We start from the raw sequence: 12,900 nt of genomic DNA on the forward strand, positions 1-12,900 counted from the left end.
CATGAGCACCGTCCAGGGCCGGCTTCGCATCGCCGTCCAGAAATCCGGCCGTCTGTCCGAACGCAGTCTCGACCTCGTTCGCGATGCGGGTCTGCGCGTGGTCAAGGGGACCAACGACCTTCTGTATCGGGTCGAGAACTACCCCATCGATCTGCTGCGCGTCCGGGACGACGACATCCCCACCTTCGTCGCCGACGGCGTCTGCGACCTCGGCATCGTCGGCGAGAATGTGCTGGAGGAAGGCCGTAATGGAGGCCCCGTCGCCGAGGTGGTCATGCCGCTCGGCTTCGGCCGCTGCACGCTCAAGATCGCCGTGCCCCCGACTCTCGACTACGCTGGCCCGCAGTCGCTTCAGGGCCTGCGGGTCGCCACCAGCTACCCCCGCGTGCTGCGCCGCTGGCTCGACGCAGAGGGCGTGGACGCCGACATCGTCACCATGCGCGGCGCGGTCGAGGTCTCCCCCCGGCTAAAGCTGGCCCACGCCATCTGCGACCTCGTCTCCACCGGTGCGACGCTGGAGGCCAACGGCCTTGAAGCGCGCGAGACCGTGCTGGAATCCCAGGCCGTCCTGATCCGCTCGCCGCTGGCGCCCGAGCCCGCGCTGGCCGAACTGCTGGAAAGCATCGTCGAGCGCATGTCCGGCGTCGTCGCCTCGCAGGGGGCGAAATACGTAATGCTGAACGCCCCGCGCTCGCACCTCGACCGGATCACCGCCCTGCTCCCCGGCGCCGGCGCGCCCACCGTCATGCCCCTGTCCGGCCGCGACGACGCCGTCGCCGTTCACGCCGTCTGTCAGGAGGCGGTGTTCTGGGAGACGCTGGAGAAGCTGAAGGCCGAGGGCGCCTCCGCCATTCTGGTTCTCCCCATCGAGAAGATGATGTGATGCGCCGCCTCGACTGGACCACCCTCGACGCCGACGGCCGCCGCGACGCGCTGGCCCGCCCCGCGCGTCGCACAGAAAGCGCGGTCACCGACGGCGTGCGCGCCATCCTCGACGACGTCCGCGCGCGCGGCGGGGTCGCCGTCGCCGACTGGAGCCGCAAGCTCGACGGCGCCCCGCCCCGCCGCATCGCCATCACGCCCGAGGCGGAAGCCGCCGCCCGCGCCGCCCTGCCTCCCGCCGCCGCCCGCGCCCTGCGCATCGCCGCCGACAACGTCCGCGTCTTCCATCAGGCGACGAAGCCGGAAGACACGAAATGGATCGAGACCACCCCCGGCGTCCGCTCGCGCATCGGGTGGCGGCCCCTCGCCTCGGCCGGCCTCTACGTTCCCGGCGGCACGGCGCCGCTGTTCTCGTCCCTGCTGATGCTGGCCATTCCTGCGCAGGTCGCCGGCGTCGGTCGCCGCGTCGCGGTGACCCCGCCCTCCAGGGACGGCGAGCCGCATCCCGCCATGATCCTCGCCGCCGCAGAGGCCGGGCTGGACGCCCTGTGGCTGATCGGCGGGGCGCAGGCCATCGCCGCCCTGACCTTCGGCGCGGTGCTGGACGACGGCGAGATCGAGCCGGTCGCCAAGCTGTTCGGCCCCGGCAACGCCTGGGTCGCCGAGGCCAAGAAGCAGGCCTCCGCCCTGCCCGGCGGTCCAGCCGTCGACATGCCCGCGGGCCCGTCCGAACTGCTGATCATCGCCGACCGCGACGCGGACCCTGAAATCGTCGCCGCCGATCTGCTCAGCCAGGCCGAGCACGACCCGGACGCCCAGGTGATGCTGGTCTCCGACAGCCGGGGTCTGATCGACGCCGCCCTCGCCGAGGTCGAAAAGCAACTGCAGACCCTGCCCCGCGCCGACATCGCGCGCGCCGCCCTGTCCGAAGGCCGCGCCATCCGCGTCCCCGATCTTGCCGAGGCCTGCGCGGTCGCCAACGCCTACGCCCCCGAACACCTCGCGATCCAGACCAACGACCCCGACGCCCTCGTCGCCCGCATCTCCGCAGCCGGAGCCGTCTTCGTAGGCGCCTTCGCGGCCGAGACGCTGGGCGACTACGCCGCCGGCCCGAGCCACGTCCTGCCCACGGACGGCGCCGCCCGGGTCATGGGCGGCGTCGCCACGGCCGGCTTCATGACCTCGATGTCGATCCAGTCCGTCACCGCCGCCGGCGCCGCCGAACTCGCCCCCGTCGCCGCCCGTCTTGCCCGGCTGGAGGGTCTTGAGGCCCACGCCCGGGCGGCCGACCTGCGGGGCGGCCGATGAAGAATCTCCCTGCCCCGTTCGCTCCCCTCGTCTCCGGCGGCGACGGCCTCGACCGCTATCCGGCCGAGCCCCGCGCGCTGGCCGTCCGCATGGGCGAGATCTACGGCGTCACGGCCGATCGCGCGCTTCCGGTGCGCGGTCTGACCCACGGGCTCGAGCTGGTCTTCCGCCTCTGCGCTCGCGAAGGCCTGACCGTCGAGGCGCCGGACGCCGAGCCGTACCGCGCACTCGCCGCCCTCTACCCGCCGGCCCTTGCAACGGCCGCGCGCGGCGCCGTCATCCTGCGCGCTCTCGGTTCGCCCGAGGCCGTGGCGGACATGGCCGCCCGCGTCGCCCCGGCCCTGATGGTCGTCGACGAGGGCATGGCCGAATACGCCGACGCGCCCTCCGCCCTGACCGTTCTCGACGACGCCCCCAATCTCGTCGTCCTGCGCAGCCTGTCGCTCGCATACGGCCTCGCCGGCGCCCGCGTCGGCGCCGCGCTGGCCCGACCCGAAACGCTCGCCCGACTCGCCTCGGTCATCGAGCCCTACGCCCTGCCGGAAGTCTCCGTCCGCCTCGCCCTGCAGGCGCTCGACCCGTCCCGCCTGATCGAGACTCGCGAGCGCATCGCCGTCGTCCGCCGCGAGCGTGAGCGCCTGTCGAAAGCCCTGTCGCGCGAAATGGTGGTCGAACCCGGCGTCGGGCCCGTCCTGATGGCGCGCCCGTCCGATCCGGACGCCGTCCTCGCTGACCTCGCCCGCTATGGCGTCGTCGGCGAGCGCGCCGGGGACCGTCTGCGCCTGCCCGTCTCGGCCCGCACAGAGGCCAACGATCGCCTGCTCGCCGCCCTCGATCTCGCCCCGGCCCGAACCCGCCCGAACCGGACCGGCCAGAGCGTCCGCGACACGAAGGAGACCCGCATCGTCTGCGCCGTCGATCTCGACGCGACCGGCCCGACCTCGATCTCCACCGGCGTCGGCTTCTTCGATCATATGCTGGAGCAGATCTCCGCTCACGGCGGCTTCGCCCTGCGCCTGTCGTGCGAGGGCGACCTGCACACGGACCCGCACCACACCATCGAAGACTCGGCCATCGCCCTGGGTCAGGCCCTCAAGCAGGCGCTGGGCGAGCGCCGCGGCATCGCCCGCTACGGCTTCGTCCTGCCGATGGATGAAGCCGAGGCGCAGGTCTCCATCGATCTGTCCGGCCGGCCCTATCCGGTCTTTGAGGGGACGTTCGACACGCCTTTCATCGGCGACTACCGCACGGACCTGACCGCCCACGTCTTCCGGTCGCTGGCCGAACACCTCGGCGCGGCGATTCACGTCTCGGTCAAGGGTGACGACGACCACCACAAGACCGAGGCCGCCTACAAGGCCTTCGGCCGCGCCCTCCGTCAGGCGATCCGCGTGGAGGGTGAAGCGGTCCCCTCGACGAAGGGGGTGCTGTGACGATCCTCCCTCGCTGGTCACAGAGACGGTCATGACCGTCTCCATCCTCTCTTACGGCGCCGGCAACGTCGCCTCCGTCCGGTTCGCGCTGGAGCGGCTGGGCGCAACGGTGCAGATCGTCGACACGCCGGACGCCGTCGCCGACGCCGACCGCCTGATCCTGCCCGGCGTCGGCGCCGCGGGCTATGCCATGTCCCGGCTACGGGACCTCAACCTGACCGACGCCATCCGCGCCTTCCCCCGCCCGCTCCTCGGCGTCTGCCTTGGTCAACAGCTGCTCTTCACCGACAGCGATGAAGACGCTGCGCCGCTGCTCGGCCTCATTCCCGGCCGCGTCCGCCGGATCGAGCCGGCCCTCGACCGCCCGGTCCCGCACATGGGCTGGTCGCGCCTGTCCCGCGACCGGGATGATCCCCTGCTCGAGGGGGTAACCGACGGCGAGTACGCCTACTTCGTCCACGGCTACGCCTGCCCCGATGGACCGGCGACCCTGGCCCACGCCGACTACGGCGACCGCATCCCCGCCGTCGTTCGCGCCGCGAATCGCTGGGGTTGCCAGTTCCACCCCGAGCGCTCGGCCGCGACCGGCGCCCGCATCCTCCGCAACTTTCTGGAGCTTCCCGCGTGATCGTCTATCCCGCCATCGATCTGCGGAAGGGCGTCTGCGTGCGTCTGCTGCACGGCCGCTTCGACGCCGAAACCCGCTACGACGACCAGCCCGCCGCCCGGCTGGCGACCTTTGCTGCGGCCGGCGCGACCTGGGCCCACATCGTCGACCTCGACGGCGCCGAGGCCGGCCGCGCCATGCAGCACGAACTCATCGGCGCCCTGGCCGCCGCCATCGACATTCACATCCAGTCCGGCGGCGGAGTCCGCTCGGCCGATGATGTCGAGCGGCTTCTGGAGGCCGGCGTTTCCCGCGTCGTCGTCGGCTCGCTCGCCGTCACCGATCCCGACGCGGTCCTCGGCTGGCTCGATCGCTTCGGCCCCGACCGGCTGACCCTCGCGCTCGACGTCCGCGCCGAGGGCGACCGCTACGTCCCCGCGCTGAAGGGCTGGACCCAGGCCGCCGATGTCGACCTGTGGGCCGCGCTGGACCGCTATCCCGCCGGAACCGCGAAACATCTGCTGGTCACCGACGTCGGTCGCGACGGCGCCCTGACCGGGCCCAACCTCGACCTGCTGGCTGAACTGCACCTGCGTCGGCCCGACCTCTGGCTTCAGGCCTCGGGCGGCGTCGCCGCACTGGAGGACCTGATCGGGGCCCGGTCCGTCGGCGCATCCGGGGCCATCATCGGCCGCGCCCTCTACGAAGGCCGCTTCACCCTCGAAGACGCCCTGAAGACCGCCCACGCATGACCGCCCGCCGGATCATTCCCTGTCTCGACGTCCGCGACGGCCGGGTGGTCAAGGGCGTGCGGTTCGAGGGCCACGTCGACATGGGCGACGCCGCCGAACTCGCCGCCCGCTACCGCGACGCGGGCGCCGACGAACTGGTCTTCTACGACATCACCGCCAGCCCGGAGGGCCGCACCCTCGACTACGGCTGGGTCGCTGACATCGCCCGCCTGCTGGACATCCCGTTCTGCGTCGCGGGCGGTATCCGCTCGGTCGATCAGGCCGCCCGCTGTCTCGACCACGGCGCGGACAAGGTCTCCATCAACTCCCCCGCTCTCGAACGCCCGGAGCTGATCGGCGAGATGGCGCAACGTCTCGGCTCCCAATGCGTGGTGGTCGGCGTCGATTCCCGTCGCGCCGGCGACGACTGGGTCGTCCACCAGTACACCGGCGACCCCGACGCCAGCCGCGCCTCCGGCCGCCGCACCCTCGACTGGCTGGACGAGGCCCAGACCCTCGGCGCTGGCGAGATCGTCCTCAACTGCATGGACGAGGACGGCGTCCGTCGCGGCTATGACATCACCCAGCTGCAGGCCGCCCGCGCCCGCCTGACCATCCCGCTGGTCGCCTCCGGCGGCGCCGGCTCGGCGGACCATTTCCGGCAGGTGTTCGAGGAGGCGAAGGTGTCGGGCGCGCTCGCGGCGAGCGTGTTCCACACGGGGACGGTGGAGATTCCGGCGCTGAAAGCCGAGCTGGCTCAAAACGGCATCGAGGTAAGACAATGAGTGAAGACGAGCGTTCCTCGCCGATAGGGGAGGAACTGGACCCGGCAAGCCTCGACTTCGCCAAGGGCGACGGCCTCATCCCGGTCGTCGTTCAGGACGCCGCCACCTTGCAGGTGCTGACGGTCGCCTACATGGACCCGGCCGCCCTCGACGAAACGATCCGGTCCGGCGAGGCGACCTTCTTCTCCCGTTCGCGCGGCGGCCGCTGGCGCAAGGGTGAAACCTCAGGCGACCGGCTGCATGTCGTCTCCATCACCCCCGATTGCGACAACGACGCCATCGTTCTCAAGGTCCGCCCTGTCGGCAACGCCTGCCACCTGAACCGCATCAGCTGCTTCGGCGACGAGGACGCGCCCGGCGTCGGCCGTCTGGCCCGGCTGGAGCAGACCATCGCCGCCCGCGCCGCGGCCGACCCTGCCGAAAGCTGGACCGCCCGCCTGCTCGCCGAAGGTCCCAAACGCGTCGCCCAGAAGGTTGGGGAGGAGGGTGTTGAGACCGCTCTCGCCGGCGTTGCGGGAGATGATGCGGAACTCGCCGCCGAGGCCGCGGATTTGGTCTATCATCTGATGGTCCTGCTCCGGGCGCGTCACATGGTGTTTCAGGACGTGCTGGACGTGTTGGCGGAACGGGCGGGAGCGGCCAAACCACCGTCGAGCTAGGCGGTAGAAATGAAGGAGCACTGATGGCGGCCCTGGTGCTGTTCGGCGGCGGCGGCGACCTCGCCATGCGGATGCTTCTGCCCTCGCTCTATTTTCTCGAGCATGACGGCCTGCTGGCCGACGACCTGAAGATCATCGGCGCCGCCCGCTCGGAAGAGAGCCGCGCCGAATACGTCGCCAAGGTCCGCCAATCCGTCGAGAGCAAGGCCAAGGCCGATGACGCATGGTCCGACGAGGCCTGGGCGAAACTGGAAGCCCGGCTCGACTATATCGCCGTCGACGCCACCTCGGCCGAGTCCCTCAAGCCACTGAAGGACAAGGTCGGCTCCGGCGAGTGCACCAGCTTCCTCGCCGTCTCGCCCTCCCTCTACGCCCGCATCGTCACCGCAATGCGCGCCGCCGGCCTGGCAGAAGCCGACGACCGGGTCGTGCTGGAGAAGCCGGTCGGGCGCGACCTCGAGAGCTTCCGCGAGATCGACGACGCCGTCTCCGACGCGTTCGCCGAGCATCAGGTGTTCCGCATCGACCACTACCTCGGAAAGGAGACGGTTCAGAACCTGATCGCGCTCCGCTTCGGAAACACCATCTTCGAGCCGCTCTGGAACAATCTGTCGATCGACCACGTCCAGATCACCGTCGGCGAAACCGTCGGCGTCGGCGACCGCTGGCCCTATTACGACGAGTACGGCGCCCTGCGGGACATGCTGCAGAACCACATGCTCCAGCTGCTCTGCCTCGTGGCGATGGAGCCGCCCTCCGATCTCGATCCGGACTCGGTCCGCAACGAGAAGGTCAAGGTGCTGCGGTCCCTGCGCCGCATAAGCCACGACGAGGCCGACCGCGTCACCGTTCGCGGCCAGTACGTCGCCGGCGAGAGCGAGGGCGAAACGGTCAAGGGCTATGACGACGAGCGGGGCGCGGACTCCGACACCGAGACCTTCGTCGCCATCCGCGCCGACATCGACAACTGGCGCTGGGCCGGCGTCCCCTTCTTCATGCGCACCGGCAAGCGCCTGCCCGAGAAGCGGACCGAGATCGTCATCCAGTTCAAGGCCCTGCCCCACTCGATCTTCGACAACGACCGCGGACAGGTCGAGGCGAACCGACTGATCATCGAGCTGCAGCCGCAGGAAGATATTTCGCTGACGGTAATGAACAAGCGGCCCGGCCTCGATCAGCGCATGCAGCTTCAGCCGATCCGCATGTCCCTGTCGTGGGGACAGAACGACAAGTCCGCCAAGCCGCCTCGCCGCCGTATCGCCTACGAGCGTCTTCTGCTCGACGCCCTGCACGGCGACTCCACCCTGTTCGTCCGCCGCGACGAGGCCGAACAGGCGTGGAAATGGGTCGACGAGGTCTCCGAAGCCTGGACCGACGGCCATGTGAAGCCGATCGAATACAAGGCCGGAACCTGGGGCCCGCAGGAAGCCGACTATCTGCTCGAACGCACCGGCCGCGCGTGGAACACGACACATGGGTGAGGTTCCCGCCATCAAGGAATACGCCGACGGCGACGCATGGGCCGACGCCTGCGCGAACCTTCTGATCGACGCCCTGTCCGCCGCCGTCGTCGAAACCGGGCTGGCCATCTTCGCCGGCTCGGGCGGCTCCACTCCCGCCCCCATCTACCGCGAGATGGCCTCCGCCGACCTCGACTGGTCCAGGGTCGCCGTCACCCTGATCGACGAGCGCTACGTTCCGGAGTCCTCGCCCGACTCCAACGCCGCCCTGCTGAAGACGACCCTGCTGACCGGCAAGGCATCCGCCGCGAGCTTCGTCCCCCTCTATCACCCGTCGGTCACGGTCGACCGGGCGGCCGCCATCGCCAGTCACGATCTGGCTTCAAAAGGCGATCGCCTCGACGCCGTCCTTCTCGGCATGGGGGAGGATGGCCATATCTGTTCCATGTTCCCTGAAAGTCCGACCCTGAAGACCCTGCTCACCCCGACCTTGAAGCCCGCCGTCTATGGCGTGCCCCAGGGCCGCGACGGCATGGCGCCCTCCATGGAGCGCCTGACCATCAACCTGCCCTGGCTGATGACCGCCCGCCGCGTCGTCCTCGCCATCACCGGCAAGCAGAAGCGCGCCGTCTTCGAGCGCGAGGCCGCCGCCGACCCGCGCGTCCACCCTATCGCCGCCCTGGTCGCCGCCGACGTCGCACTGGACGTTCTGTGGACGGAGAAAGCCTGATGGCTCGCCTGAACCCCGTCGTCGCCGAGGTCACAGACCGCATCCGCGAGAAGAGCCGCAGGACCCGCGCCGACTACCTGCGCCGCATGGACGCCGCGAACGAGGGCGGCGTGGGCCGCGCCAAGCTGAGCTGCGCCAACTGGGCCCACGCCTTCGCCGGCTCGCCGATCCGCGACAAGCTCACAGCCATGGGCGGCAAACAGCCGAACATCGGCATCGTCACCGCCTATAACGACATGCTCTCGGCCCACCAGCCGTTCGAGCGCTTCCCCGACATCGTCCGTCAGGCCGCCCGCGAGATGGACGCTACCGCACAGGTCGCCGGTGGCACGCCCGCCATGTGCGACGGCGTCACCCAGGGCCGCCCCGGGATGGAGCTGTCGCTGTTCAGCCGCGACGTCATCGCCATGTCCACCGGCGTCGCCCTGACCCACGACGCCTTCGACGCCGGCCTGATGCTGGGCGTCTGCGACAAGATCGTCCCCGGACTGTTCATGGGCGCCCTGGCCTTCGGCCACCTGCCCGTCGTCTTCGCCCCCGCCGGCCCCATGCCCTCGGGCATCCCGAACGCCGAGAAGGCCCGCGTCCGCGCCCTCTACGCCCAGAACCAGGTCGATCGTCAGACCCTGCTGGAGAGCGAGATCGGCAGCTACCACTCGCCCGGCACCTGCACCTTCTACGGCACCGCCAACTCCAACCAGATGATGATGGAGCTGGGCGGCCTGCACATGCCCTCGACCGCCTTCGTCCATCCGGAGACCGGCCTGCGCGACGCCCTGACCGCCGCCGCCGCCAAGCGTGCGGTGGAACTGGCCCGTACAGGCGAAAGCCGCATGGCCGACGTCATCTCCGAGAAGTCGATCGTCAACATGATCGTGGCCTTGCTGGCCACCGGCGGGTCTACCAACCACGCCATCCATCTGGTCGCCATGGCCCGCTCGGCGGGCGTGCTGATCGACTGGACCGACATGGACCAGCTGTCGTCCGTCACCCCGCTGCTGGCCCGCGTCTATCCCAACGGCTCAGCCGACGTGAACGCCTTCCAGGCCGCCGGCGGCGTCGCGTTCGTGGCCCGCGAGCTGGCGCAGGCCGGCAATATCCACTCCGACGTCACGACCATCATGGGTCAGGGCATCGAGGCCTATTTCCAGGAGCCGTCCATGGTCGACGGCGAGCTGGTCTGGCGCGACGGCGTGTCGGAAAGTCTGGACACGGACATCCTCCGCCCCGCGTCGAATCCGTTTGACCGCGAAGGCGGGCTGCGCCTCGTGCAGGGCGACCTCGGCCGCGCCGTCATCAAGGTCTCGGCGGTCAAGCCCGAGAACCGCATCGTCGAGGCCCCCGCCGCCGTCTTCGAGACGCAGGAAGACGCGCTTCAGGCTTTCAAGGACGGACATCTGAACCGCGACGTGGTCGTCGTCCTGCGCTTTCAGGGCCCTAGGGCCAACGGAATGCCCGAACTCCACAGCCTGTCGCCGGCTCTATCTGTCCTGCAGGACAAGGGCTTCAAGGTCGCCTTCGTCACCGACGGCCGCATGTCCGGCGCCTCGGGCAAGACCCCCGCCGCCATCCACGTCAGCCCCGAGGCGCTGGCCGGCGGTCCCATCGCCCACGTCCGTGACGGCGACATCATCCGACTCGACGCCGAGGCCGGAACCCTGACCACCGTCGGCATCGCCGACCTGACCGGCCGCCCGGCCGCCGTGCGCTCCGACGCCCACGCCGAGGGGTCGTCATGGGGCTATGGCCGCGAGCTGTTCGGCGCCTTCCGCCACGTCGTCTCGACCGCCGAGGAGGGCGCCTCCGTCTGCTTCCAGCCGACGCCGGGCGCAATCGATCACAAGGACACCCCGCCAGACCCGAACGTGGTCGACCGAGCGGTGGACGCATAGAAACAGGAAGGGAGCGCCCTCAAGCAGCGAGCGACCGCGTCGCGAGCGATAGGGCGAAAACAACATGACTGTTCAGTGGGACAAGACCCTCCTCGTCGGCGACGTCGGGGGCACCAACGCCCGCTTCGCCATCGCCCATATGGTCGAGGGCAGGCCCGTGCTCGAACACCATGAGAGCTTCCCGGCCGAGACCTATCCGACCTTCCTCGAGGGCGTGAAGGCCTTCGTCGACGGCTGCGACGTCAAGCCGACCTCCGGCGTCATCGCCGTGGCCGGTCCCGTCACCGACGGCGAGATCGACCTGACCAACTCCCCGTGGCGCGTGTCCGAAGCCGAGCTCCAGACCCTTGGCCTCAACCCCGTCCGCCTGATCAACGATTTCGAGGCCCTCGCCTGGGGCGCCCCCGTCGTCCCGAGGGATCAGCTGGCCTCGCTGGGCGGCCCCGAGGACGGCGAGGAACACACCGCCATCGCCGTGCTCGGACCGGGCACCGGCTTCGGCGTCTCCGCCCTCGCCCGCGACATCCACGGCCATGAGATCGCCATGCCGTCCGAGGGCGGCCACGCCTGCTTCGCCCCCGGCGATCCGGTAGAGGACGAAATCCTGCGCATCCTGCGCCGTCGCTACGACCGCGTCTCGATCGAGCGCCTGATCTGCGGCCCCGGCCTGCTCAACATGCACCGCGCGCTGGCCGAGATCGACGGCCGCGAGACCCATATCGACGATCCCGCCCAGATCACGAAAGAGGCGCTGGAGGACCCGCGCAGCCACTGCGGCGCCACCCTCGCCCGCTTCTGCGCCATCCTCGGCGCCGTGGCCGGCGACATCGCCTTGACCACCGGCGCCCGGTCCGGCGTCTATATCGCCGGCGGCATCGCGCCCCGCATCCTGCCGTTCCTGCAGGCCAGCCCGTTCCGCGAGCGGTTCGAGCGCAAGGGCCGGTTCCAGGACTATATGGCCGCCATTCCGACCAACGTGATCCTGCACAAGCACGCCGCCCTGCTGGGCGCCGCGCGAGTGGCGTTCGCCGACGCGGAATAGGCCTGCGTCACGAGACTCTCACGGTGGCGTGAACCTTCCTTGAGCCAGAGCATTCTCTGGTCTCCCACAGGGAAGGAAAACCAACATGCGTAAACTCATCATCGCCTCGGTCGCCACTCTCGCCCTCGCCGGCGTCGCCGCCTGCGGCGAAAGCAGCGCCGACAAGGCCGCGGAAACCCAGGCTGACGCCCTCGAGGCCCAAGCCGCCGCGACCCCGAACGAGGCCGAAGAAAAGGCCCTGAACGAAAAGGCCGACATGATCGAGCAACAAGCCGGCAATGCCGACGGTGGCATGACCACCTCGAACACGCCGAACACCTCGCCCTCGACCGAAGGCGCCATGGCTCCGGCCCCGGCTCCTGCCCAGTAAATCGGGTTCGGACTGAAGATCAGCCCCCGCCGTTTCGACGGCGGGGCTTTTTCTTTGGCGGATTCGCTCCGGATTTCGTGGCGGGCCGTTTGCGTGGAGCCGTCCTGGCGGCGGTGTCGGGTGCAGCTTTTGGGGTCGCGGACCGCGCCTTCGCGGGCTTGGGCGCGTCCTCCGCAACCGCCCGGGCGGGTTCAGCCGGTTTCGGCGGCCAGGGCACGAAGGCGCTGGTCCGCCGCACATACTCCGCATACCCCGGCCGGCTCTTGTGCGTCGCCTTCTCGGTCAGTCCGATCCCCGACCACTTCGTCAGGGTGAAGGTCAGGAACGCCGGCCCGACGATCGCCCAGACGCCCGGCCCCGTCTCGGCCGCGATAAGATACAGACCCCACCACACGCAGGCGTCGCCGAAATAGTTGGGGTGACGGGTGTAGCGCCACAGCCCCGTGTCCAGCACCTTGCCCTTGTTGGCCGGGTCCTTCTTGAACGCCGAAAGCTGGGCGTCGCCGATGCTTTCGAAGCCGATTCCGACCACCGCCAGCACCGCCCCGGTCCAGCCCAGCCAACCGACCGTCGGGGCAAAGGCGACCTGCCCCAGCTGCACGGGCAGGCAGGTCAGCCACAGGAACGCCGCCTGAGGGAGGAAGACGAACAGCAGCGCCGTCTTTCCGAAGCTCCAGCCCTTTTCGCGCTCCTGCCGCTCCACCAGCTCAACGTAGCGGCCGTCGGCGCCCGATGCGCGCCAGCGGCGGAAGAGGTGCCATCCCAGCCGCAAGGCCCAGACCGCGCAGAGCCACACCAGCAACCCTCTGCGTATCGGGTCGCCATCGGTGCGCGGCAGCGTCGCCAGCGCGAGCAGAAGCATGCCCAGCGGCCAGACCGCATCGATGAAGCTGACGTCCTTCAGGCGCAACGCCAGCGCCCACAGCGCCAGCATTACCCCAAGTATCAGGGCCAGGTTCAACCCCAGCAGGACGGCGATCTCGGTCAGGCTCATATCGCAG

At 70.0% G+C, this 12,900-nt stretch carries 13 protein-coding genes; 12 read left to right on the top strand and 1 reads right to left on the bottom strand.

The genetic code is table 11. The features are described 5' to 3' along the window. The first annotated feature begins 1 nt into the window (after position 1). From hisG to ACIQC9_RS11070, 12 genes are all read left to right on the top strand, one after another. Positions 2–883: an ATP phosphoribosyltransferase gene (hisG, locus tag ACIQC9_RS11015; RefSeq protein ID WP_400615698.1), complete on the top strand. Its 882-nt coding sequence runs from the start codon at positions 2–4 to the stop codon at positions 881–883. Further along, the gene (gene hisD, locus ACIQC9_RS11020) at positions 883–2,190 is read left to right on the top strand and encodes a histidinol dehydrogenase (RefSeq protein WP_400615700.1); all 1,308 of its coding nucleotides are present in this window, start codon (positions 883–885) and stop codon (positions 2,188–2,190) included. Before hisG ends, hisD begins: the two co-directional genes overlap by 1 nt. Then, positions 2,187–3,623 carry an imidazoleglycerol-phosphate dehydratase HisB gene (hisB, locus tag ACIQC9_RS11025; protein WP_400615702.1) on the top strand — a complete coding sequence of 479 codons (1,437 nt, stop codon included), beginning with the start codon at positions 2,187–2,189 and terminating at the stop codon, positions 3,621–3,623. Before hisD ends, hisB begins: the two co-directional genes overlap by 4 nt. Positions 3,624–3,654: 31 nt before the next feature. After that, on the top strand, positions 3,655–4,251 hold the full coding sequence (gene hisH / locus ACIQC9_RS11030) for an imidazole glycerol phosphate synthase subunit HisH (protein WP_400615704.1): 597 nt from the start codon (positions 3,655–3,657) through the stop codon (positions 4,249–4,251). Continuing rightward, the gene (locus ACIQC9_RS11035; RefSeq protein WP_400615707.1) at positions 4,248–4,982 is read left to right on the top strand and encodes a 1-(5-phosphoribosyl)-5-[(5-phosphoribosylamino)methylideneamino] imidazole-4-carboxamide isomerase; all 735 of its coding nucleotides are present in this window, start codon (positions 4,248–4,250) and stop codon (positions 4,980–4,982) included. The genes hisH and ACIQC9_RS11035 overlap by 4 nt, the downstream gene beginning before the upstream one ends. Then, positions 4,979–5,746: an imidazole glycerol phosphate synthase subunit HisF gene (hisF, locus tag ACIQC9_RS11040; RefSeq protein WP_400615709.1), complete on the top strand. Its 768-nt coding sequence runs from the start codon at positions 4,979–4,981 to the stop codon at positions 5,744–5,746. The genes ACIQC9_RS11035 and hisF overlap by 4 nt, the downstream gene beginning before the upstream one ends. Next, positions 5,743–6,405, top strand: coding sequence for a bifunctional phosphoribosyl-AMP cyclohydrolase/phosphoribosyl-ATP diphosphatase HisIE (gene hisIE, locus ACIQC9_RS11045; RefSeq protein WP_400615711.1), 663 nt, complete (start codon positions 5,743–5,745; stop codon positions 6,403–6,405). The genes hisF and hisIE overlap by 4 nt, the downstream gene beginning before the upstream one ends. Before the next feature lie 23 nt (positions 6,406–6,428). Continuing rightward, positions 6,429–7,886: a glucose-6-phosphate dehydrogenase gene (zwf, locus tag ACIQC9_RS11050; RefSeq protein ID WP_400615713.1), complete on the top strand. Its 1,458-nt coding sequence runs from the start codon at positions 6,429–6,431 to the stop codon at positions 7,884–7,886. After that, the gene (gene pgl, locus ACIQC9_RS11055; RefSeq protein WP_400615715.1) at positions 7,879–8,595 is read left to right on the top strand and encodes a 6-phosphogluconolactonase; all 717 of its coding nucleotides are present in this window, start codon (positions 7,879–7,881) and stop codon (positions 8,593–8,595) included. Before zwf ends, pgl begins: the two co-directional genes overlap by 8 nt. Then, a complete protein-coding gene (gene edd / locus ACIQC9_RS11060) occupies positions 8,595–10,487 on the top strand; it encodes a phosphogluconate dehydratase (RefSeq protein WP_400615717.1) in 1,893 nt (630 codons plus the stop codon). Before pgl ends, edd begins: the two co-directional genes overlap by 1 nt. Before the next feature lie 64 nt (positions 10,488–10,551). Beyond that, the gene (gene glk, locus ACIQC9_RS11065) at positions 10,552–11,529 is read left to right on the top strand and encodes a glucokinase (RefSeq protein ID WP_400615719.1); all 978 of its coding nucleotides are present in this window, start codon (positions 10,552–10,554) and stop codon (positions 11,527–11,529) included. A gap of 85 nt (positions 11,530–11,614) precedes the next feature. Next, the gene (locus ACIQC9_RS11070; RefSeq protein ID WP_400615721.1) at positions 11,615–11,899 is read left to right on the top strand and encodes a hypothetical protein; all 285 of its coding nucleotides are present in this window, start codon (positions 11,615–11,617) and stop codon (positions 11,897–11,899) included. A 19-nt stretch (positions 11,900–11,918) separates the two neighbouring features. Here the strand turns inward: ACIQC9_RS11070 and ACIQC9_RS11075 are convergent, their stop codons facing one another. Further along, positions 11,919–12,893: a DUF1295 domain-containing protein gene (locus ACIQC9_RS11075; protein WP_400615724.1), complete on the bottom strand. Its 975-nt coding sequence runs from the start codon at positions 12,891–12,893 to the stop codon at positions 11,919–11,921. Between the last annotated feature and the right edge of the window lie 7 nt (positions 12,894–12,900).

Origin of the sequence: Brevundimonas sp. NPDC092305, from assembly GCF_044755415.1 — a bacterium.
In the GTDB taxonomy this organism is placed as follows: Bacteria; Pseudomonadota; Alphaproteobacteria; order Caulobacterales; family Caulobacteraceae; genus Brevundimonas.

Bases quoted from the DNA above. Each gene is read 5' to 3' on its own strand.
- hisG (WP_400615698.1), top strand. From the start codon at position 2: ATGAGCACCGTCCAGGGCCGGCTTCGCATCGCCGTCCAGAAATCCGGC.
- hisD (WP_400615700.1), top strand. From the start codon at position 883: ATGCGCCGCCTCGACTGGACCACCCTCGACGCCGACGGCCGCCGCGAC.
- hisB (WP_400615702.1), top strand. From the start codon at position 2,187: ATGAAGAATCTCCCTGCCCCGTTCGCTCCCCTCGTCTCCGGCGGCGAC.
- hisH (WP_400615704.1), top strand. From the start codon at position 3,655: ATGACCGTCTCCATCCTCTCTTACGGCGCCGGCAACGTCGCCTCCGTC.
- hisF (WP_400615709.1), top strand. From the start codon at position 4,979: ATGACCGCCCGCCGGATCATTCCCTGTCTCGACGTCCGCGACGGCCGG.
- hisIE (WP_400615711.1), top strand. From the start codon at position 5,743: ATGAGTGAAGACGAGCGTTCCTCGCCGATAGGGGAGGAACTGGACCCG.
- zwf (WP_400615713.1), top strand. From the start codon at position 6,429: ATGGCGGCCCTGGTGCTGTTCGGCGGCGGCGGCGACCTCGCCATGCGG.
- pgl (WP_400615715.1), top strand. From the start codon at position 7,879: ATGGGTGAGGTTCCCGCCATCAAGGAATACGCCGACGGCGACGCATGG.
- edd (WP_400615717.1), top strand. From the start codon at position 8,595: ATGGCTCGCCTGAACCCCGTCGTCGCCGAGGTCACAGACCGCATCCGC.
- glk (WP_400615719.1), top strand. From the start codon at position 10,552: ATGACTGTTCAGTGGGACAAGACCCTCCTCGTCGGCGACGTCGGGGGC.
- ACIQC9_RS11070 (WP_400615721.1), top strand. From the start codon at position 11,615: ATGCGTAAACTCATCATCGCCTCGGTCGCCACTCTCGCCCTCGCCGGC.
- ACIQC9_RS11075 (WP_400615724.1), bottom strand. From the start codon at position 12,893: ATGAGCCTGACCGAGATCGCCGTCCTGCTGGGGTTGAACCTGGCCCTG.